The 20,650-nt window shown below is 66.9% G+C and carries 16 protein-coding genes; 4 read left to right on the forward strand and 12 right to left on the reverse strand.

What is annotated here, in order from left to right; genetic code table 11:
• Both EJP67_RS24250 and EJP67_RS24255 read right to left on the reverse strand, forming a co-directional pair.
• A partial coding sequence (locus EJP67_RS24250) for an ABC transporter permease family protein (RefSeq protein ID WP_133373063.1) occupies window positions 1–354 on the reverse strand: 354 nt, incomplete at its 3' end.
• A gap of 36 nt (window positions 355–390) precedes the next feature.
• A complete protein-coding gene (locus tag EJP67_RS24255; RefSeq protein ID WP_126024279.1) occupies window positions 391–1,476 on the reverse strand; it encodes a tartrate dehydrogenase in 1,086 nt (361 codons plus the stop codon).
• Window positions 1,477–1,826: 350 nt separating this feature from the next.
• Here EJP67_RS24255 and EJP67_RS24260 point away from each other — a divergent pair, with 350 nt between their 5' ends.
• Together EJP67_RS24260 and EJP67_RS24265 are read left to right on the forward strand one after the other, a co-directional pair.
• Window positions 1,827–3,254 (forward strand): sensor histidine kinase, encoded by a 1,428-nt coding sequence (locus EJP67_RS24260; RefSeq protein ID WP_126024280.1) that lies wholly within the window; start codon window positions 1,827–1,829, stop codon window positions 3,252–3,254.
• 31 nt (window positions 3,255–3,285) lie between these two features.
• Complete coding sequence (locus EJP67_RS24265) at window positions 3,286–4,146, forward strand: aldo/keto reductase (protein WP_126024281.1); 861 nt, start codon at window positions 3,286–3,288, stop codon at window positions 4,144–4,146.
• Window positions 4,147–4,159: 13 nt separating this feature from the next.
• Here EJP67_RS24265 and EJP67_RS24270 read toward each other — a convergent pair whose 3' ends face one another.
• The 8 genes from EJP67_RS24270 to EJP67_RS24305 form a co-directional block, all read right to left on the reverse strand.
• Window positions 4,160–5,650, reverse strand: a complete 1,491-nt coding sequence (locus EJP67_RS24270; protein WP_126024282.1) for a nucleobase:cation symporter-2 family protein — start codon at window positions 5,648–5,650, stop codon at window positions 4,160–4,162.
• Between the two features lie 168 nt (window positions 5,651–5,818).
• A complete protein-coding gene (locus tag EJP67_RS24275) occupies window positions 5,819–6,802 on the reverse strand; it encodes an NAD-dependent epimerase/dehydratase family protein (RefSeq protein ID WP_126024283.1) in 984 nt (327 codons plus the stop codon).
• Between the two features lie 55 nt (window positions 6,803–6,857).
• Window positions 6,858–8,624, reverse strand: coding sequence for an EAL domain-containing protein (locus tag EJP67_RS24280; protein ID WP_126024284.1), 1,767 nt, complete (start codon window positions 8,622–8,624; stop codon window positions 6,858–6,860).
• A 119-nt stretch (window positions 8,625–8,743) separates the two neighbouring features.
• On the reverse strand, window positions 8,744–9,283 hold the full coding sequence (locus EJP67_RS24285) for a helix-turn-helix transcriptional regulator (protein ID WP_126024285.1): 540 nt from the start codon (window positions 9,281–9,283) through the stop codon (window positions 8,744–8,746).
• Between the two features lie 6 nt (window positions 9,284–9,289).
• On the reverse strand, window positions 9,290–10,045 hold the full coding sequence (locus EJP67_RS24290) for a GntR family transcriptional regulator (RefSeq protein ID WP_126024286.1): 756 nt from the start codon (window positions 10,043–10,045) through the stop codon (window positions 9,290–9,292).
• A gap of 14 nt (window positions 10,046–10,059) precedes the next feature.
• Window positions 10,060–10,797 (reverse strand): aspartate/glutamate racemase family protein, encoded by a 738-nt coding sequence (locus EJP67_RS24295; protein WP_126024287.1) that lies wholly within the window; start codon window positions 10,795–10,797, stop codon window positions 10,060–10,062.
• A 42-nt stretch (window positions 10,798–10,839) separates the two neighbouring features.
• Window positions 10,840–12,333, reverse strand: coding sequence for an NCS1 family nucleobase:cation symporter-1 (locus tag EJP67_RS24300; protein WP_126024288.1), 1,494 nt, complete (start codon window positions 12,331–12,333; stop codon window positions 10,840–10,842).
• 278 nt (window positions 12,334–12,611) lie between these two features.
• On the reverse strand, window positions 12,612–13,859 hold the full coding sequence (locus EJP67_RS24305) for a hypothetical protein (protein WP_126024289.1): 1,248 nt from the start codon (window positions 13,857–13,859) through the stop codon (window positions 12,612–12,614).
• 344 nt (window positions 13,860–14,203) lie between these two features.
• Here EJP67_RS24305 and EJP67_RS24310 point away from each other — a divergent pair, with 344 nt between their 5' ends.
• Window positions 14,204–14,986: a winged helix-turn-helix domain-containing protein gene (locus EJP67_RS24310; protein ID WP_126024290.1), complete on the forward strand. Its 783-nt coding sequence runs from the start codon at window positions 14,204–14,206 to the stop codon at window positions 14,984–14,986.
• Between the two features lie 36 nt (window positions 14,987–15,022).
• Here EJP67_RS24310 and gspD read toward each other — a convergent pair whose 3' ends face one another.
• On the reverse strand, window positions 15,023–17,689 hold the full coding sequence (gene gspD, locus EJP67_RS24315) for a type II secretion system secretin GspD (protein ID WP_126024291.1): 2,667 nt from the start codon (window positions 17,687–17,689) through the stop codon (window positions 15,023–15,025).
• A 431-nt stretch (window positions 17,690–18,120) separates the two neighbouring features.
• On the opposite strand from gspD, the gene EJP67_RS24320 reads away from it, so the two are divergent.
• On the forward strand, window positions 18,121–18,870 hold the full coding sequence (locus EJP67_RS24320; RefSeq protein ID WP_126024292.1) for a TerC family protein: 750 nt from the start codon (window positions 18,121–18,123) through the stop codon (window positions 18,868–18,870).
• Between the two features lie 29 nt (window positions 18,871–18,899).
• Here the strand turns inward: EJP67_RS24320 and EJP67_RS24325 are convergent, their stop codons facing one another.
• Entirely contained in the window at window positions 18,900–20,528 is a 1,629-nt protein-coding gene (locus EJP67_RS24325; RefSeq protein ID WP_240650782.1) for a CehA/McbA family metallohydrolase domain-containing protein, read from the reverse strand.
• Between the last annotated feature and the right edge of the window lie 122 nt (window positions 20,529–20,650).

Below are 20,650 nucleotides of genomic sequence, written 5' to 3' on the forward strand. Positions count from 1 at the left end.
CACGCCCACGAGCAGGGCGATCACGACGGTGAGCGCCATGGCGAGCACGGCCAGGGGCACGGTGAGCGCGAGGCGTTCGAGGATGAGGTCGAGCACGGGCGAGCTGTAGGCGTAGCTGTCGCCGAGGTTGCCGGTGAGCAGGCCGCCGATCCAGTGCCAGTAGCGCGTCCACGCGGGCTGGTCGAGGCCGAGCTTGGTGGCCAGGGCGGCCACGGCCTCGGGGGAGGCGTCGGGGCCCATGAGCATCTGCGCGGCGTTGCCGGGCAGGATCTCGAGCACGAGGAAGACGATGACCGAGGCGCCGATCAGGGTGCCGATCAGCGTCAGCGTGCGCTTCAGCAGGAACAGGCCCATCTCAGCCTCTCAGGTCGCTACTGGGGAGGCAGGGCGTCATGCTGCCGAGATGCATTCGGCGATGGCGCGGCCCACGTCCACGGTGTTCGCGGTGCCGCCCATGTCGCGGGTGCGGGGGCCTTCGCTGAGCACGGTCTCGATGGCGGAGAGCACGGCGGCCGAAGCCTGTGCATAGACGGGATCGTCGCCGCCGAGGTGGTCGAGCATCAGCGCGGCCGACCAGATCTGGCCGATCGGGTTGGCGATGCCCTTGCCCGCGATGTCGGGTGCGGAGCCGTGCACCGGTTCGAACAGCGACGGGAACTTGCGTTCGGGGTTGAGGTTGGCCGACGGCGCGATGCCGATGGTGCCGGTGCAGGCCGGGCCCAGGTCGGACAGGATGTCGCCGAAGAGGTTGGAGGCCACGACCACGTCGAACCAGTCGGGGTGCTGCACGAAGTGCGCGCACAGGATGTCGATGTGGAACTTGTTCGTCGCCACGTCGGGGTAGCGCTTGGCGATCTCGGCCAGGCGCTCGTCCCAGTAGGGCATGGTGATGGAGATGCCGTTCGACTTGGTTGCGGCCGTCAGGCTCTTGCGCTTGCGGCGGTTGGCGAGCGTGAACGCGTAGTCGATGATGCGGTCCACGCCGGTGCGGGTGAACACGGCTTCCTGGATCGCCATCTCGCGCGGCGTGCCCTCGAACAGGCGGCCGCCCACGGAGGTGTATTCGCCCTCGGTGTTCTCGCGCACCACCAGGAAGTCGATGTCGCCGGGCTTGCGGTGCGCCAGCGGGCCGGGCACGCCGGGCATCAGGCGCACCGGACGCAGGTTGACGTACTGGTCGAAGTCGCGGCGGATCTTGATGAGCAGGCCCCACACGGCGATGTGGTCGGGCACCTTGTCGGGCGCGCCCACGGCGCCGAAGTAGATGGCGTCGTGGCCCTGGATCTTGTCGGCCCAGTCGGCCGGCATCATCAGGCCGGTGCGCACGTAGTGGTCGGAACCCCAGTCGAAATGGTCGTAGGAGAAATCGATGCCGAAGCGGCGACCGACCGCGTCGAGAACGCGCAGCCCTTCGGGCATGACCTCGACGCCGATGCCGTCTCCGGGAATGACTGCAATCCTGTGCTTTTTCTGCATTGACTCAACCTGTTCAAAGTTCGTTTCGTTCGGGGGCACCGGCGCTCGTGACGCGGGCTTTCGAAAAAATTCTAGAAGCGAGAAACGGGCCTGCGCAGGGGGTTCGCACCCAGTTCGCCTTGACAAAATAAGAAGGCTGTGTCGACGCGTTTCCCTATAGAAATGAAGAAATCGTGTGTCACGGAACTGACTTCGAATTCGAATAATTAGAAGGCGAAAGCTCCCGATGACTCTCGCATGAAAGCCCTTGAGCCTCCTACATGAAGGCTTTCTGAAGCAGCCCGCGCGGCCCTGCCGGATACTCCGCGCGCTCGCGAGGCGCTCCGCAGAGACCGCTCGCCAGGAGACCCATGAATTTCTTGTCCGTTGCCGCGAAGGCGGTCGCACGCCGCATCCGACGGTGGCTCCAGCCCTCGCTGGTGCGGCGCCTGCTGTTCGCGCAGATCGCGGTGGCGGGGCTGCTGTGGTGCGCCACGCTGGCGCTCTTCCTGTATGACTCGAACCGCCTGCCCGAGCTGGTGCGCTACGACAAGGTCTTCGAAAGCATCATGGCCTGCGCGCAGAACCTGGCCTTCGATCCCGCGCGTCAGCAGCAGACGCTCAAGGCCTTCGACATGGCGCTGCAGGAGACTTCGAGCGACTTCAAATCCGATCAGGATCGGGCGCCCGTGCTGCAGGTGTGGCAGCAGGGCCGGCTCATCTACAACTCCGCGCCGAGTGCGCCGCTCATGCACACGCAGATGCCCGGGCGGGTGGAGCAGGTGCGCGCCGGCGATCGCGTCTGGCGCGCCCGCGCGATGACCTCGCCCCTGCTGGACACACGCGTGATGCTGGCCGAGCCCGACGTGCTGCGCCTGAACTTCACCATCGAACACCGCAGCTACTACCTGCTGCCGCTGGCCATCAGCCTGCCGTTCGTCGTCTTCCCGGCCTGGCTCTCGGTGATGCTTGCGCTGCGGCCGTGGCGGCAGGTGACGAAGGAGACGGCCGAGCGCGGCCCGGCCGATCTTTCGCCGCTGACCTTCGAGCCGCCGCACAAGGAACTGCAGCCCTTGGTGAACGGCATCAACGGCCTGCTGCGCAGCGTGCGCGACCGGGCATCGCGCGAGCGCGGCCTGATCGCCGACGCGGCCAACGAGCTGCGCACCCCGCTCGATGCGATGCGCGTGAACGTCGAGGCGCTGAAGGCCCGGACCTCCGACCCCGGGCAACGCGAGCTCATGGCCAACCTGCTGCGAAGCAACGACCGCGCGGCACGGCTGGTGGGCCAGCTGCGGCAACTGATGCGAAGCGACGAGATGCCGCTGGACGCCTTGCCCGCGACGCTGGCCTTCGATGCGCTGGTGCGCGACCGCATTCCGCTCGTCGAGGCACTGGCGCGGGCGCGCGGCATCGCGCTGGAGTTCGCCTCTGAAGTACCCGAACCGGTGCCGGTGCACGGCGAGAGGGAGAGCCTGATCTCGATGGTGAGCAACCTGGTGGAGAACGCCATCAAGTACAGCCCCGATGGCGGCACTGTCACGGTGCGCGTCGGGCGCGAGTCATCGGATGCGGTGCTGCGCGTGACGGACCAGGGCCCGGGCATTCCGCCCGCGCTGCGCGAGCGGGTGTTCGACCGCTTCTTCCGCAATCCGGACCAGACGCAGTCGGGCAGCGGACTGGGGCTGGCCATCGTCAGGTCGGTGCTGGAGAAGCATGGCGGGCGCATCGAGCTGTCCGACGGGGAGGGCGGGCGCGGCCTGCGCGCGACCGTGTGGCTGCCGCTGTCGGCTGGCTGACAAGCGGGCGCATCCCTCTTAGGATGGGGCGATGCGAACACTTCAACTCCCCACCGGCGGCGAGATGCCGGTCCTGGGCCTGGGCACATGGCGCATGGGCGAAGACGCGAAGCGCCGCGCCGACGAGGTCAAGGCCGTGCGCGAAGCCATCGTGCTCGGCTATCGCCTGATCGACACCGCCGAGATGTACGGCGAGGGCGGCGCCGAGACCGTGCTGGGCCAGGCCATCGCCGAGGCCCTGCGCGCGAACGATGTGCGGCGCGAAGAGCTCTTCATCGTCAGTAAGGTCTATCCGCACAACGCCAGCCGGCGCGGCACGCGAGATGCCTGCGAACGCAGCCTGAAGCGGCTCGGGCTCGACGCGCTCGATCTCTACCTGCTGCACTGGCGAGGCAACCATCCGCTGCGCGAGACGGTGGCGGCGATGCATTCGCTGGTCGACGATGGCCGCATCGCGCACTGGGGCGTGAGCAACTTCGACATCGACGACATGGAGGAACTGGAGGAGGCAGCCGGTGGCGATGGCCCGGCTTGTGCGGCCAACCAGGTCTACCTGTCGCTGGGCGAACGAGGGCCCGAGTTCGGCCTGCTGCCTTGGCAGCGCGAGCGCGGCATGCCCTTGATGGCCTACAGCCCCATCGACCAGGGCGCACTGGCCGAGGACGATGGGCTGGCGGAACTGGCCGAGCGACTGGGCGTGACGGCAGCGCAACTCGCATTGGCTGCCGTGATCGCTCGGCCCGGTGTGGCTGCGATTCCGAAGGCGGTTCGCAGCACCCACCTGAAGGAAAACCTGGCCGCTGCCGAATTGAAGCTCGATGGCGTGACCCTGGCCGAACTGGATCGCCTGCATCCGCCGCCGAAGCGCAAGACGCCCCTGGCGATGATCTGAGCGCCGCCGGCGATCAGTGGGCTTCGGCCTGCTTCGCCGCGGCGATCACGGCGCTCTCATCGTGCTTCGCGCCGTTGAGGAACAGGTTCAGCAGCACCGCCGCGATCGACGCCAGCAAAATGCCCGACTCGATCAGCGAGTGGATGGCGTGCGGCATCCATTGCTTGAAGTTGGGCGCGATCAGCGGAATCATGCCGATGCCCAGCGAGACCGCGACGATCATCGCGTTGTGGCGGTTGTTCCTGAAGTCCACGCCCGAGAGGATGCGGATGCCGGTGGCGGCCACCATGCCGAACATCACGAGGCCCGCGCCGCCGAGTACCACGGTGGGCAGCGATTCGACCAGCGCCGCCATCTTCGGCAGCAGGCCCAGCACGATCAGGATGATGCCGCCGGCCACGCACACATAACGGCTCTTGATGCCGGTGACGGCCACGAGGCCCACGTTCTGCGAGAAGCTGGTGTAGGGGAAGGTGTTGAAGACGCCGCCGATCAGCGTGCCCAGGCCGTCGGTGCGCAGGCCGCGCGCCAGATCCTTCTGGCTGATCTTGCGCTCGGTCATTTCGCCGAGTGCGAGGAACATGCCTGTCGATTCGATCATCACGACGATCATGATCAGCGTCATGGTGAGGATCAGGATCGGATCGAACTGCGGCATGCCGAAGTGGAAGGGCAGCACGATGTCGACCCACGCGGCCTTGCCCACCTTCTCGTAGGTCATGAGGCCGGTGAGCGAGGCCACGACGGCGCCGATCACGATGCCCAGCAGCACCGAGATGTTGGCGACGAAACCCTTGGCGTACTTCACGATCAGCAGGATCGACACCAGCACCAGCGCGGCCACGCCGAAGCCCGAGAGGTCCGCGTACTTGGGATTGGGCACCGTCGGCAGGATCGCGAAGCCCTTGGGCACGGCGGGAATGGAACTGCCGGGCGAGGTCACCTCGGCGAGCCACTTCGCATAGACCGGGTCGACCAGCGCGGGCGCGGTCGGGCCCACGGGGTTGCCGAAGATCCAGTTGATGCCCACGCGCATCAGGCTTATGCCGATGACCGCGATGATGGTGCCGGTGACCACCGGCGGGAAGAAGCGGAGCATGCGGCTGACCAGCGGCGCGATCAGTATCGACACCACGCCCGCGCCGATGATGGCGCCGAACAGCAGCTGCGCGCCGTTCTGGCCGGGGTTGGCGTTGGCGATGGCCACCATGGGCGCGACGGAGGCGAAGGTCACGCCCATCATCACCGGCAGCTTGATGCCGAAGAACTGCGTGGCGCCCAGCGCCTGGATCAGCGTGGCGATGCCGCAGCAGAACAGGTCGGCGGAGATCAGCAGTGCAACTTCGTCGGGGCTGAGCTTGAGCGCGCGGCCGACGATCAGCGGCACCGCGACGGCGCCCGCATACATCACCAGCACGTGCTGAAGGCCGAGGGCGGCGAGCTTGCCGGTGGGCAGCCGCTGATCCACGGGATGGACTGTTGAGGGGGTGCTGTCGGCCGTCATCGTGTTTCTCCTGCTGCGGCGAGAGAGGGATTGATCGAGGAGAGGCGGGCGACACGGCTCGGCATGCGCACACCTGTTTGTGTACGCCAAACTGTATACAACTTATGCAACAATCCGGATTCAGGAAAACCCGTATCCGGTCCGGGGCCTTGCCCCGGTCGTTTCTTGCTATGCGACGGGGTAGGGGCCGTTGTCGAAAGCCTCGGCGTGATAGCCCTTGCTGCCCACTTCGCGCGCGAGCTGGCTGCGGAAATCGCGGCCTTCGCGCAGGCTGCGCAGCACATGAGCGAAGTCATGACGCGGCTGCCATCCGAGGTCGCGCCGCGCGAGTTCGTTCACGTAGACGCGATCGAGCTGCCGGGGCAGCGTCCATCCCTGCTTCGCGTAGAGCGCCCCCGCCTCGGGAAACAGGCGATGCAGCACGGCGGAGGCGTTCTCCCGCAGCATTTGCAGGTCGTCGCGCGCGAAGGGCGTGGTGGCCGAGACGATGTAGCGGCCGAAGCCGATGCGCGGTGCGTGCCGGGCCGCAAGAAGATGCGCCTGCACTACGTCCTCGATGTCGGCGCGGCGATGCAGCAGCTCGTTGGCCTGCGCATTGTCCAGCGAGTGCAGGCTGCGCGCCGCGGCATCGTCGTCTTCCTCGGGGAAGAAGCGCGAAGTCTTGAGCACCACCACTGGCAGCTGTTGCTTGCGATGAAACAGCTCGCACAGGCTCTCGGCCGATGTCTTGGTCACGCCGTAGATGTTCTTCGGAGCGGGCGTCACGTCCTCGGTGATCCACGCAGCCGGCATACCCTCTGCAGGCGTGAGCGCGGAGCCGAAGGTGCTGGTCGTGCTCGTGAACACGAACGACTCGACACCCGCGGCGACAGCCTCTTCGAGCAGCACCAGCGTGCCCGTGATGTTGGTGTCGACGAACTCCTGCAGGCTGTGCGTTGCCACATGCGGCTTGTGCAGCGTGGCAGCGTGGATGACGGTGCGCACGCCCTTCATGCAGCCGCGCACGAAGGCGCGGTCGACGATGGAGCCGGTGCGGTCGGTGAACCCGGAGGAAGCGATGTCGATGCCGCGCGCCGCCTGCGAGCTTGCGCGCAGCGTGCGCATCAGGGCCTCGCCGAGGTGGCCTGCGCTGCCGGTGATGAGGATGGTCATGGCCGCAAGACTAGCTGCGGCCGCATGGACCGTCCACGCATAAGTTATGCGCGATTCAGGCGCGTGGCCTTGCTTCCCGCACCGTGAGCCCGGAGGCTGCCTGCTTGGCGTCGTGCTTCGCGATGGCCGCTTCGCTCGCCACGTCCTCGGCGTGCCGGAACATGCCCGGCGGAATGCGCACCGCGCCTATCGCCAGCGTGGCGAATGGCGTGAAGCGGACCACGCCGTGCCGGTCCTCGCCCTCGATGCCGCCGGACTGCCGGTCGGCTTCGTCGTAGAGGCCGGGCGCCTGCCGGTTGAACTCGGCGATCAGCCCGGCGCAGCGCCGGTGCCAGTCGGGGCTCTGGAACAGCATCAGGAAGTCGTCGCCGCCGATGTGGCCGACGAAGTCGCGATGCGCATCCGCATGCTGCGTCGCCAGCCGCGCGAGCAGCAGGATCATCTCGTCGCCGCGCCAGTAGCCGTAATGGTCGTTGAACACCTTGAAGCTGTTCAGGTCGGCATAGCAGGCCGAGAAGTCGGCGCCGCTGTCGAGCAGCCGCGCGATGTGGATGTTGATGGGGATGTTGCCCGGCAGCGAGGTCAGCGGGTTGGCGTGCCGCGCCGCCTCGATGCGCGCCTCGGTGACCGCGCGCACCAGCTGGTCGCCCGTGCCCAGCCCCGCATAGCGCTTCTGCTCCGTCACGATGAAGCCTTCGCTCAGGTAGCGCTGGTCTTCCGACATCAGGATGCCGAGCAGGCTCTCGACGTTCTCCTCGCGCTCCACGATCAAGGGCGTGCTGCTGCCATAGGCCAGGCAGGGACGCCGGCCATGCACCTCGCGAAAATACAGCCGCGCATAGTCGTTCATGAACGACTGCCGGTTGATCAGCGCGACCGGCGTCGCGCCCTCGACCACGGCCAGCGCATGCAGCTGTGGGTGCTTCTGGAAGACGGCCGCGACCTCGTCGACCGGCGTCAGCGGATGGAGTGCGGGCGCCTGGATGATCGACAGGCTGCGCAGCACATTGGGCTGCGAGGTTTGCGATGCGTGCGGCATCACCGCGATGCGGCTGTCGGTGATGGCGGCCGATACGGGCTCGGGCAGCGCCGGCAGCAGCCGCGGCGCCGGCGGGCCGAACAGGAAGCCCTGGCCGTGGGCGATGCCGAGGTCTCGCAGCACGCGCAGGTCCTTGGTGTTTTCCACGCCTTCAGCGATGAGTTCGCTGCCCATCGCGGTGCCCAGGGCGACGATGGCACGCACCATCGCCACGCTCTGCGGGGAGTCGCAGATGCCCTGGGTCAGCAGCTTGTCGAGCTTCACGAAGTCGGGCTGCAGGTCCTTCCAGCGCTGCAGGTTGGAGTGGCCCTGGCCGAAGTCGTCGAGCGCGACGCGCGCACCCAGCGCATGCAGCGCCTTGACCGCATCCTGCAGCGCTGCTGCATCGGCAGCGGCGGATTGCTCGGTGAGTTCCACTGTCACGTCGCGCGCCGCGATGCCGTGGTCTGCCGTCATGCGTTCGAACCGGCAGGCGCCGCCGGAGGCGTCCATGGCTTCGATCAGGGTGTCGGCGCTCATGTTCACGAAGAGCCGGCCCGGCTTGTCGAGCCGACCCCAGTGGGCGAATACCGCCTCCATGCAGTGCAGCTCGAAGCCCGTCAGCCGAGATTCGGCGGCCGCCTGTGCGAGCAGCGCCTCGGGGCCGGGAAGGGCGATGCCGGCGCCGCTGCGGATCAGGGCCTCGTGACCGAAGATCGTTCCCTGGCGCAGGTCCACGATCGGCTGGAAGAACGGAGCGATCGCAGGATGCGACGGGGCGCTGGGCGGGGAGGGCCGGGGCATGCTGTGGAGGTTGTTCGTCGGCGGCTCTCGCGCGGAAGAAAACAAGCAAGTAGCCTTTTTGGGCTACAGAATGCCGTATTTATATGACAGGTGCACGGGCCGCCCTGCCACTGCCGGGGTCAGGCGACGGTGGTGACGATGCGCCCCGCGCGCCCGTCGGACAGCGCGATGCGCTCCCACAGCACGCGTCCGGGAAGGATCGGCACGACGCGGTCGGTGTTCGGCCCCGTGGCGATCTCGAGCGACGACAGCTCGCCCGCGTGCCAGCCCAGAGCGTCGAGCGTGGCCTCGGCTTCGAGGATCTCCTGCGAGGCGTAGCCGATCAGCGAGCGGCCCATGAATTCGCTGGCGTCGGCGCGCCATTCGGCCTGCCGCGAAGGCGATGCGGCCAGCAGCCGGTGCGTGCGGTCGCAGACCAGGTGCACCTTGCGCGTGGACGATTCGACCAGCCGCTTCAGTGCCGCGTCCTGCGCCGAGTCGCAGGCCGCCGCGAGCAGCCTGTGCGCCATGGCTTGTTGTGCCGGCGAGAGCGTGAGCTGCCCGCGCTCCCAGCGCGACACCGTCGCCTGGTTCACGCCCATCAACTGCGCGAAGTGCGTCTGCTTGATGCCGCGCAGCAGCCGCATCTGTCGCAGCGCGAGGCCGAGGTTCTTCCGCATGCCGGGTCAGGCCAGCAGGGCCTTGACCAGGTCGAGCTGCCGGTCGGGCTTTTCGGTGCCGAGCTCGAGGCTGGCCTCGATGCGCTCCAGGTGCTCGGTCATGCTCTTCACGGCGGCTTCCACGTCGCCCTTGCGGCACAGCCGCAGGAACTCGGCGTGCTCGTCCGACGAGCAATGCGGGTCGTTCGACGAGTGGTACAGCATCGCGATCAGCGAGCTGCGCGCCACCAGTTCGCGCACCAGCTCGGCCAGCGTACGGTTGCCGGTGGCTTCGGCCAGCGCCACGTGGAAATCGCCCAGCAGTTTCTCGCGCACGGTGCCCATGGTGGTTGTCTGGCGCAGGGCGGTGCGCTCGAACTTGATGTGCTGCTCCAGCGCCTGGTAGTCACGCGCCTTGGCACATGCGATGAAGAGGCGCACCACCTCGCTCTCGAGGATGCGCCGCACGGCGAAGACCTCGCGAGCCTCCTCCACCGAGGGCTGGCTCACGAAGGCGCCCTTGTCGGGAATCATCTCGATGAGCTTGTCCTTCGACAGCATCAGCAGGGCGGCGCGCACCTTGGTGCGGCTCACCGAATACACGCGGCCCAGCGCTTCCTCGCGCAGCCAGGTGCCGGGCGGCAGCCGCTTCTCGACGATCGCGGTGGCGATGTCGTTGGCGATGCTCTCGATGGAGCTGTTCTTGTCGGTCACGGCTGAGCCGTTCTCGTCCGGAACGGCGGCAGCGGGGGGAGCGGAAGGTTTGGAACTGGCGCGGGGCATGCGCGGATTGTGGCCTAGCGCGAGAGTGTGAAGCTTTCGAGCGCACCGATGATGGGCTTCGGCAGGGGCTTTGCGAGCTCTCCGCGCTTGCTGGTGCGCAGCTTCAGCGCGACCAGCGACTCGATGAGCTTGGTGCCGGCGGCCACGCCGTCGATCACCGGCACGCCCAGCACGCCCTCGATGTGCTCGCACAGATCGGTCATGCCGGCGCAGCCGAGCACGATGCAGTCGGTGCCATCTTCGTCGAGCGCGCGGCGGCACTCGTCGACGATGCGCTCGCGGGCACGCGAGCCGGGCTCCTCCAGTTCGAGCACCGGCAGCTCGCAGGCGCGCACGTTGGCGCAGAAGCGCTCCATGCCGTAGATCTCGGCCAGGTGCCAGGCCTGCCCGATGGTGCGGCCCAGCGTGGTCACCACGCTGAAGCGGCTGCCGATCATGCTGGCCAGGTGCATCGCCGCCTCGGCGATGCCCACCACGGGACCGCGCGCCAGCTCGCGCGCGGCCTTCAGGCCGGGGTCGCCGAAGCAGGCGATCACGTAGCCGTCGATGCCGTCGCGCTCGCCCGCCGCGATTTCCTGCAACAGGCCCGGAACGGCCAGAGCCTCGTCGTAGTGGCTTTCGATGGACACCGGCCCCATGGCCGGGCTCACTGCGACGATCTCGGTGCCGGCCTGCGCCACGGCCCGGGCGCAGGCACCGATCTTCTCGGTCATGCTCCAGGTGGTGTTCGGATTGATGATCTTGATGCGCACGGCGCGGTCCCTTTCTTTCTGTCTATCTGACTAACCGATGATTCAAGTCTTGTCGCTGCGGTTCAGCACGGCATAGATGATGAAGCCCAGGCCCATGCCGATGAACCACGCATAGTTGGCGGCGCCGCGCAGCGTCGGCACCATCACGCAAAGAATGGGCACGATGGCCGCAGGCACCAGCGCCTGGATCGCCTTCGGGTTGTAGCCGCCGCTGTACCAGTACTCGCCCTTGGGGCTCATGCTGTAGAGCGCGTCCACGTCGATGCGCTGCCTGCGCACGATGTAGTAGTCGGCAATGAGGATGCCGAACAGCGGGCCGATGAAAGAGCCGAGGACGTCGAGCGTGTAGTGGATGACTTCGGGGCTGTTGTAGAGGTTCCACGGCGTGAGGAACACCGAGCCCACCGCAGCGATCATGCCGCCCGTGCGCCAGCTGATGTGCTGCGGCGCCACGTTGGAAAAGTCGAACGCGGGCGAGACGAAGTTCGCGACGATGTTGATGCCGATGGTGGCGATCATGAAGGTCAGCGCGCCCAGCACCACGGCGGTGGTGCTGTCGATCTTGCCCACGGTGTGCACCGGGTCGGTGATGAGCTCGCCGAACACCGGCAGCGTGGCCGCGGTGGTGATGACCGTCAGCAGCGAGAAGAACACGAAGTTCACCGGCAGGCCCCAGAAGTTGCCCTTCTTCACCGCCTCGAAGCTCTTGCCGTAGCGCGAGAAGTCGCCGAAGTTGAGCATCGGGCCGCTGAAGTAGCTCACCACGAGTGCAATGGCCGAGAGCATCACGGGCAGCGCGTCCCAGCCCTGGAACTTGATGCCGCCCAGGTTCAGGTCGATCTTGCTCCAGCCGGCCTTCCACACCAGCCAGCCGCACAGGATGGCCATGACCACGTACACGGCGGGACCGGCCCAGTCGATGAACTTGCGGATGGCGTCCATGCCGTGCCAGAACACGAAGGCCTGCAGGACCCACATGACCATGAAGGCGACCCAGCCCAGGGCGGACAGGCCCGCGAAGCCGTACCTGGTGACCTCGGCGTAAGGCGCCAGGCCCGGCGCCATGTGCAATGCGAGCACCATGAAGGCCGCCGAGGCGAGATAGGTCTGTACGCCGTACCAGGCCACCGCGATCAGTCCGCGGATGATGGCCGGGATGTTCGCGCCCAGCACGCCGAAGGGCGCGCGGCACACCACGGGGTAGGGCACGCCCGTCACCTGGCTGGGCTTGGCCACGAGGTTGCAGAAGATCTGCACGATCACGATGCCCACCAGCAGGGACACCAGCACCTGCCAGCTCGACAGGCCCAGCGCGAACAGGCTGCCCGCGGTGATGTAGCCGCCCACGCTGTGCACGTCGGACATCCAGAAGGCAAAGATGTTGTATTGGCCCCAGGTCTGCTTCTTCAGCGGAGCGAGGTCTTCGTTGGTCAGGCGCGGGTGGTAGCCGGGCTTGATGATGGCGTTGGATTCCGCGTGCGGCGCAATGCCGGCTTCGCTCGCCCCCGCGGGGGCCTGGCTGACGACTGTGCTCATGGTCTTCTTCCTCGTGCGAGTGGGTGGATCAGGACCTGTTTTGACGCAAATTTCGCGCCGGTTTTTCGGATGCGTTATTTGTATACAAAAAATGGGCGCAATCAAGCTCATTGGAGAACTCATATATCGGTGTAATCCCTGAGGTCTTGCGTTGGCGTCGGGTGCGGACCGGGCCGGGCGCCTCGGAACGGGGCGCGGCCGCGCAGCGGTGCACCCGTGAGGTGCACCGCTACGCGGCCGGTATCGCCCGATGCGGCGGCGTGAGGCGTGCGACGACCTTACTGGCCGTGCTCTTTCTTGTGCGGGGGAGCGCCGCGTTCATGGGGAGCCGGGGGATGCTCGGGGTGCCCATGTGGCGGCGCGGGCGGGCGCGGCCTCGGTACAGGAGCCGGCGCGGGTCTTGGCGGACGCCCTTCATGCGCCATTCGAGGATCTTCCCCGCGCGCCATACGGTGCGGCTCCACGGCGGCCGGCTTCGGTTGCTGGGACATCTCCGCGTGAGCCTGCGCGGGTGTCGGCGAGGCCATCGCTGCCTCGGGCCTCCTGGCGGGCGCTTCGGACATGAGCGGCTCGGGGCGTGCCCGAGGCGCGGAGGGCGGCTGCGAAGGCGGGCGAACCGCGGCAGTCTGCTGTGCGGCAGGAGCGCCCGGAGCCGTAGGGCGCACAGCCTCCGCCGGCCGTGCCACGGGTGGCGGCTGGCGGTCGGCCGGCAGCGCGGCGATCGGCTTCGGGCTCGCCGGAACGGGCGCCATCGAATGCACGACGGGCGGGAGCGCGGCGGCAAGGTGGGCGCTTGCCGGTATCGCAGCTTCGAACGGCCGTCCATTCGCAGTCGCGCTGGCTGGCGCCACCACTTTCACTGTCTGGTTGTTGTTGGTGATGTTCGTGACGTTGGTGATGTTGTTGACGGTCGTGTTGTTCGTCACGTTGTTGATCGTGGTGTTCTGCACGCGCATGCCGACGTTGGTAACGGGCGGCGCACTGACGACCACCGCCGGCGGCGTACCGATCGGCGCGGGCACGATCAGGCCGGGCCGCGAACCGGGAGGCGCGGGAACGAACACGCCAGGCGGCCCGATCGGAGCGATCCCCGCCACCACGCCGGCCGCCGCGATCGACACCGCGAGGCTCAGGCCCAACGGCGGCGGCACGAATGCAACGCCCGGCGGCGACCAATGGCCGGCGACGAAGACCACCACGTTGTCGCGATGCTCGTAATAGGGTTGCACCCATGCATAGCCCGGCTGTGGAGGCGCAGACCAGCGGCCCGCGGCCCACACCCAGTTGCCGTGCCATGTCCAGTAGCCGCCGGTCCACACGGCGCCCACGAATGGCGAGGGCGGTGGCACTTCCACGAGCATCGGCGGCGGAGCCCATGCCACCGCGATGGCAGGAGGCTGATACAGCGGCGGATCGACGTACACGCTCACGACCGGTGGCGCGGCGACGGCGACGTGTGCGGGCTGAACCACGGTGCGCACTGCCGTGGCCGGTGGTTGAACGACACAGCCTGCGATCAGGCTCACCATCAGAATTCCGGCGAGTTGAAAGGCGGGCAGAGAAGATGCTTTTCTCATTCGATATTCCCGGTGATGTGCACGTGGCACAGGGAACGACCCAACGGGCTCTCGAGAGCCGCCGATGACAGCGCCGGAATGAATTTCATGCGGTAACGATATTTCCACTGTCAAGTCGATCCGTGTCAGGCTGCGCTCAGCCTGGATCCCCTCGACGAGGAAGAAATCGAACGCTACACAAGCAGGAAGATGAAAGGACCAGTCATCTTCCTAAGTAATGAATTAGATCAATGATTTGCAGCAAACATATAACGGCACGGTAGTTCCATCTTGGCGCCTTGGAAGGAGAAACTGTGCGGCTGCTGGATTCCCAACTTTCGCTCGAGAACGAATCGGGTGGTTCATTCATCGGGGCTTCGAAAGGTCGAGTTAAGGGGCTCGCCGAAGATATCGATGCCACCCGGATATTGCTCGTCGATCATCGCTCCAGCTTTTGCGATTCGATGAATGAAGCGTTGCAACAGCGGGGGCTGCTGATCGATACGGCACGCGGCACCAATGCGATGGAGACTCCCGCGCTCGCACGGGACTATTCACTGGTTCTGCTGAACTCCATGCAACTCGGCGCCGCAGGACTCAGTGCCGTGCGATCGATCCGGCGAAAGACGAATGCGCCGCTGCTTGTTCTTACCGAGCGCGACAGCGTCGCCTTGCGCCTGGCGGGGCTGGAACTTGGCGCGAGCGACTATCTGGTCAAGCCTTTCACGATGCCCCAGCTGCTGGCGCGCATCAGGGCATTGGCGCGCAACAGCGTTGCACGTCCTCAGCCGATACTTTGGCTGGATGATCTGGAAATCAACGAGCGAGATGCGACGTGCTCCCGCGATGGCAAGGACCTCGGACTGACCAGGATGGAGTTCGTGCTGTTGCTTGCGCTGCTTCGCAATCAGGGGCGCGTGATGTCGCGCGAAACGCTCGCCCGCGAAGTCTGGGGCACGGAGTTCGATCCCGCCACCAATGCGATCAACGTGGCCATACTGCGCCTGCGCAACAAGGTCGATGCGCCCTTCGACGTGAAGCTGCTGCACACGGTGCGAGGCAAGGGCTACGTGCTCGAGCTCAGATCCGGCTCCTGAGCCGACGATCGGCAAGCAGCAGCCCTGCCGTCCGTCCTACGGCAGCTCGCGCGCACTCACAGGGTCTGCCGTTGGCGGCAGCGCACCGCGCAACGGGCTCGGCGCGAGCTTGCGATCGTCCGTGGCGGCGCGCGGTGGAGGGATGAGTTCGGTGCCTTCCATGCGGGTGCTGCCGTTTCGTCCCTGCGCAGGTACCGGCGGTGTTGCCGGCAGCAGCGGCGCCGCATCCACCGCGCGCAGCATGAGGTTGCCGGTGTCCGGCTGCGTGCGCTGCTGCATGCTGCGGATCTCGTCGTAGCGGCCATAGGAGAAGGACTCGATGGCGTCCGCATCGCGCATCACGGCGGGACGCAGGAACATCATCAGGTTGCTCTTGGTGCGCGTCCGGTTCTCGTTCTTGAACAGGTTTCCCACCACCGGCACGTCTGCGGCCAGCGGTACCTTCTCGATGGTGTTGTTGTAGGTGTCGGAAAGCAGGCCCCCGAGCATGACCAGGCCCCCGTCTTCCACCAGCACGTTCGACTCGATGGAGCGCTTGTTGGTGGTCGGCCCGTTCTGGTTGTTGACCGTGTTCTGGTCGACCGTCGAGGCCTCCTGGAAGATGGTGAGCTTCACCGTGCCGTTCTCGTTGATGGTCGGGCGCACGCGCAGCGTGAGGCCCACGTCCTTGCGTTCCACGGTGGTGAACGGATTGACGCCGGCCGAGCCGGCCGCGCTCGCGTACTGTCCCGTGACGAAGGGCACGTTCTGGCCGATGACGATACGGGCCTCCTCGTTGTCCAGCGTCAGCAGGTTGGGCGTGGAGAGGATGTTGGCATCGCCGTCGCTGCTGAAGAAGTTGGCGATGGCGCCCAGCACGTACTGGCCGCCGATCCTGCCGCCCACGCCGATGTTCAGCCCCGGCGCGATCTGGCCCGCCACGCCGGCGGCATTGCGTGTGGCCAGTGCCTGGGTGAGCGCGAGGATGTTGTTCCTGTTGAGGCTGGAGTTGGTGCCGATGACCGCGTTGCGGCCCAGCGCGCTCTGCCACTGCACGCCGAAGCTCGCGGCCTTGCTGGCGTTCACCTCGACGATCAGCGCTTCGATCATCACCTGCGCGCGCCGGCCGTCGAGCCTGTCGATCACCGCGCGCATCTGCCTGTATTGCGGCTCGGGCGCGGTGATGATCAGCGAGTTGGTCGACGGATCGGCCTGGATCTGGCCGCCGGTGGACGGCTGGTTCGCGTTGTTCAGGGGCGCGTCGGCGGCGCTCGAAGCGCTGCCCTGGCCGCCGCCGTTCAGGCCCACCGGCGAGGCTTGCTGTCCTTGCTGGGGCGAGCCGCCGCCTGCAGCCTGGGACGCGTTCTGCTGGCCCGCCGCCATCGCGGCACGCAGCGTAGCGGCGAGCCGCACCGCATCCGCATTCTTCAGGTAGACCACGTAGATGTTGCCGGCGGCGCCGTTGCCGGTGTCCGCCGGCGCGCGGTCGAGTTTGTCGATCAGCGCGCGCACGAGCTGCATGCGCGCCGGGTTGGCCGCCCGCACGAGCACCGAGTTGCTGCGCGGATCGGCCATCAGGGTGGTGCGGAACGATGTGTCCGCTGCGTTCACTACAGGCATCGCATCCGGTGACCCTGGCATGCTCGACATGCCGGAAATGGCCGGCCCGCCCGATGCACCCGAGCTGCCGCCGTCGATCAGCCGCTGCAGCATCGGCACGATGTCGGCGGCGAGTGCGTACCGCAGCTGGATGATCTCGACGTCTGATGCGTTTGGAACATCCAGCGACGCGATGACGCGCGCGAGCCGGCGCATGTTGTCCGCGTAGTCGGTGATCACGAGCGAGTTGGTGCCCGGGTTCACGTTGATGCTGTTGTTCGGCGCGATCAGTGGACGCAGCACCGGCAGCAGGTTGTTCGGCGACTCGTAGTTGAGCCTGAATATCTGCGTGACGACCTGGTTGCCGGCGTTCGGCGGGATGGCGCCGATCGAGGTGTTGACGCTACCGCTTTGCAGCTTGGCGCTGGCCTCGGGCACCACCTTGTAGAGCCCCTCGGCTTCCACCAGGGCGAAGCCCCGCAGCCGCAGCGCAAGGGCGAACTGGTCGAAGGCCGCGGCCGGAGGGATCGCGCGTTCGGTGACGAGGTTCATCGTGCCCTTCACCCTCGGGTCGATCACCACGTCGCGGCCGGTGACCACCGCCATGGTGCGGGCCACCGCCTCGATGTCTGCGTTGAAGAAGTTCAGGGTGATGGGCTCGCCGCCGGCGGGCGCTGCCTTGGCGCTTGCGGGCGTGCGAGCCTGCGTCGGGGAGGCGGCAGCGCCGGCGGACTGCAGTGTGACCTTGAGCGAACTGCCCTGTATCTCGGTCTTGTATGAAGCGGGCTGCCACAGGTTCAGCACGACCCGGCTGCGCTCTCCTGCCTGCACGACATTGATCGAACGCAGGTTGGCCTGGTTCACTTCGACGGCCGCGCGGCCGACTTCGCTGGCAACCCCGGGAAAGTCGAGCGCGATGCGCGGTGGGTTCTGTATGGCGAATCCGCCGGGCAGCTCATCGAGCGGCTGCGCCAGGTCGATCTGGACGACCGCGGTTCCATGCTGCACGTAGCCTGATACCGCCTTGACGGTGTTCTGCGCATGGGCCGCGCCCAGTGCGCCGCAAATCAGCAAGCCGAGGCATGCGGCGCGAACGCCGCGCGCGCCGTTGGGTGACGCCCTCATGCGTCAGTGCCCGCGCAACCTGGGGTCGCAGAGGTACTTCGCAGCTGCAAGGCTCGTCCGCCCTGGTATGACGCGGGCGGGTTCTTCGTGCATGTTCGAATCGCGAGGCAAAACGGCATCAGGGCCGACAACGATGGTTTGAGTTTCCGCACCGATCCACATCGTTGCTGCTTGGGGCTATGCCGGAAGACGGATGCGCTGTCCGGTACTTCCGGGCACGGATGCTCGCCGATCTGCCTTCATTCCACTAGCCATCGAAATGAGATTGAGAACCTCATTTTTGCACGCAATCGGCCAGCGCCCGGGCCGGGATCGCCGGCAATGCAATGGCCCATGAGGCGAGGGGACGCTGGCGCCAGGCGCGCGGGGACCCGTAAGATGCGCTCGCCCGCAGCGGCCGCCGGCCGCGCGTGCTGCAACCGCGTCGTTCCATGCTCGAACTTCTTACCGACCCTCAGGTCTGGATCGCCTTCGCCACCCTGACCGCCCTGGAGCTGGTCCTGGGGATCGACAACATCATCTTCATCTCGATCCTGGTCGACAAGCTGCCCCTGGCCCAGCGGGAGTTCGCGCGGCGCATCGGCCTTTTCATGGCCATGTTCATGCGCATCGGGCTGCTGCTGGTGCTCGCCTGGATCGTCGGCCTGGTGGCGCCGCTGTTCACCGTGTTCAACCAGGAGATCTCGGGGCGCGACCTGATCCTCATCCTGGGCGGGCTGTTCCTGATCTGGAAGAGCACGAGCGAGGTCCACCAGTCGCTCGAAGGCGAGCATGAGCACAAGCAGAGCGCCGTCAAGGCGACCTTCGCCTCGGTGATCCTCCAGATCATGATCATTGACCTGGTGTTCTCGCTCGACTCCATCATCACCGCCGTCGGCATGGTGGACGACGTGCGCGTGATGATCGCCGCGGTCATTGCCTCGGTGCTGCTGATGATGCTGTTCGCCGGCCCGATCGGCCGCTTCGTCTCGGCCCATCCGACCATCAAGATGCTGGCGCTGTCCTTCCTGGTGGTCGTGGGCGTGGTGCTCGTGGCCGAGGGCTTCGACCATCACGTGCCCAAGGGCTATGTGTACTTCGCGATGGCGTTCTCGCTGATCGTGGAAATGCTCAACATCCGCATGCGCACCAAGGCCGCCCGGCGCGTCGAACTGAACCCGCCGCGCATGCCCGGCGATTGAGCCGGGGCGCGCGGCGTTCGGCCGCCCGGCTACTGCGCGGCGACCTTCACGAACACCGGGTTCGAATAGAACCAGAGGTCGCTGTAGTTGCGCGCGTTGATCGCGTTGAAGCGGGCCACGTTGTCGGTGCCCGTGGTCTGCGCGTCGAACAGCGGCTCGCCGCCGGCCGTTTCGTTGGGCACGTCGGTACCCAGGTTGGTGCCGCGCAGGCGGAAGTACTGGTTGTTGCCGGCCTTCACCGTGTAGCTCACGGCGAAGTAGCCGTCGGCGTCGAGCTTCCAGTCGGCGCGCGTGAAGCGCTTGAGCACGCGCGTCGACGGGTTGGTGTCGCGCGAGTAGCCCGGCGTGCCCGGCAGCTCGGGGCCGGTCACGTCGCCCGCGATCAGGTCGATGTGGTCGACCACCGGCTTCACGTTGGCGAAGATGCCGCTGCCGAGCTGGTACTCGAAGTTGTTGCGCTCGGGGCTCTTGAAGCGGATGGTGATCTTCAGGTCTTCGCCCGACTTGGCGCCCAGCTCCGAACCCATCTCGCCCGTGCCCTTGGTGCCCTGCACCTTGAAGTCGAGCGCGTCGATCAGGCCGCCGTTCACCGCGAAGAGCTTGCCCGAGCGCATGGCCGCGAGCAGCGACTTCGGGTCCTTGATGTCGCCGAACAGATGGTTCTTGGCGTACTCGCCGGGCGCGTAGCCGCTGCTGTACAGGCCCTTCGAGATGGTGAAGTGGTAGTCGGAGTCGGCCACGTTCCAGATGCGGCGGCCTTCGGAGAGCAGCGCGTCCCAGGTGCCGCCGAGCTTGGCGACGAGGTAGTCCACGCCGCCGTAGGTGCGCGAAGGCAGGTTGGCGTCGGTGTAGGCACTCTCGTAGCCGCCGCGGTTCGGCTCCATCTGGTTGCCGACCATGCCTTCGAGCGAGAAGACGATGTTCGGCGCCAGGTCGTTCATCTCGCGCAGCTGCGCGATCGTGTACTTGCCGGGGTTGCGCGACGGGTGGTTGACCTGCAGGTAGCTGGTGTCGGGGTAGTTCTTCTTGAGCCAGGCGATCGCCCCCATGGTCTCGGCGTGCGTGTTGTAGCCGGTGCCGGCCTTGGGGCCCCAGGCGGCCACGTCGGCGGCCGGGAAGAGCGCCGGATCGCGGTTGGTGAAGAGGTACTCGAACTGGCTCACGGCCTTGAGCGCGGCGTCCGACATCGGGTTGTCGGTCAGGATGCCCACGTTGCCGTGGTCGTGCGAGGGCATGTCCCATTCGAAGGCCGCGAAGATGGTCTTGTCGGCGTACTTGCCGCTGGCCTGCAGCGCCTTGATGCGCGGCACCTGGTACTTGGCCATGCCTTCCGAGAACGGGATCGCCGAGGTCAGCTTGTTCCCGTCGTTGTCGTAGGAGAACAGGCGCAGGTGGTCCGAAATCGCGGCCCAGTCGAGCCCGAACTGGTCGAAGGCCTTGGCCAGCACCTGGTCGAGCGTGTTGACCTGCTGGGTGTCGTCCGACTGCATCGTGTGGACGTGCAGGTCGCCGACGGTCCAGCGGCCGGCCGGGGCGGGTGCCGCCGGGGGCGCCGCGGCCGGCGCCGGTGCGGGCGCGACCGCGGTGGGCGTGCCGGCGCTGGTGGGGAAGAGGGCCGGGGTGCTGGAGCCGCCTCCTCCACCGCAGCCGGCGAGCATGAGGGTGCCGATGGCGAGCGTGGAGAACAGGGTGCGGCGCAACGGAAGGACGCGCGGAAGAACGCGCGGGAGGCAGGGGATGGGGAGGGCAGTAGGAAGATTGGACATGGCAGGCCGAAAAA

This window comes from Variovorax guangxiensis (genome assembly GCF_003952165.1).
Classification (GTDB): domain Bacteria; phylum Pseudomonadota; class Gammaproteobacteria; order Burkholderiales; family Burkholderiaceae_C; genus Variovorax; species Variovorax guangxiensis.

What these genes read in the sequence shown, in the direction of transcription:
- EJP67_RS24325 (WP_240650782.1), bottom strand. Translation starts at nt 20,528, where the DNA reads ATGCTCGCCGGCTGCGGTGGAGGAGGCGGCTCCAGCACCCCGGCCCTC.
- EJP67_RS24300 (WP_126024288.1), bottom strand. Translation starts at nt 12,333, where the DNA reads ATGAGCACAGTCGTCAGCCAGGCCCCCGCGGGGGCGAGCGAAGCCGGC.
- EJP67_RS24265 (WP_126024281.1), top strand. Translation starts at nt 3,286, where the DNA reads ATGCGAACACTTCAACTCCCCACCGGCGGCGAGATGCCGGTCCTGGGC.
- gspD (WP_126024291.1), bottom strand. Translation starts at nt 17,689, where the DNA reads ATGAGGGCGTCACCCAACGGCGCGCGCGGCGTTCGCGCCGCATGCCTC.
- EJP67_RS24270 (WP_126024282.1), bottom strand. Translation starts at nt 5,650, where the DNA reads ATGACGGCCGACAGCACCCCCTCAACAGTCCATCCCGTGGATCAGCGG.
- EJP67_RS24285 (WP_126024285.1), bottom strand. Translation starts at nt 9,283, where the DNA reads ATGCGGAAGAACCTCGGCCTCGCGCTGCGACAGATGCGGCTGCTGCGC.
- EJP67_RS24280 (WP_126024284.1), bottom strand. Translation starts at nt 8,624, where the DNA reads ATGCCCCGGCCCTCCCCGCCCAGCGCCCCGTCGCATCCTGCGATCGCT.
- EJP67_RS24255 (WP_126024279.1), bottom strand. Translation starts at nt 1,476, where the DNA reads ATGCAGAAAAAGCACAGGATTGCAGTCATTCCCGGAGACGGCATCGGC.
- EJP67_RS24320 (WP_126024292.1), top strand. Translation starts at nt 18,121, where the DNA reads ATGCTCGAACTTCTTACCGACCCTCAGGTCTGGATCGCCTTCGCCACC.
- EJP67_RS24260 (WP_126024280.1), top strand. Translation starts at nt 1,827, where the DNA reads ATGAATTTCTTGTCCGTTGCCGCGAAGGCGGTCGCACGCCGCATCCGA.
- EJP67_RS24290 (WP_126024286.1), bottom strand. Translation starts at nt 10,045, where the DNA reads ATGCCCCGCGCCAGTTCCAAACCTTCCGCTCCCCCCGCTGCCGCCGTT.
- EJP67_RS24275 (WP_126024283.1), bottom strand. Translation starts at nt 6,802, where the DNA reads ATGACCATCCTCATCACCGGCAGCGCAGGCCACCTCGGCGAGGCCCTG.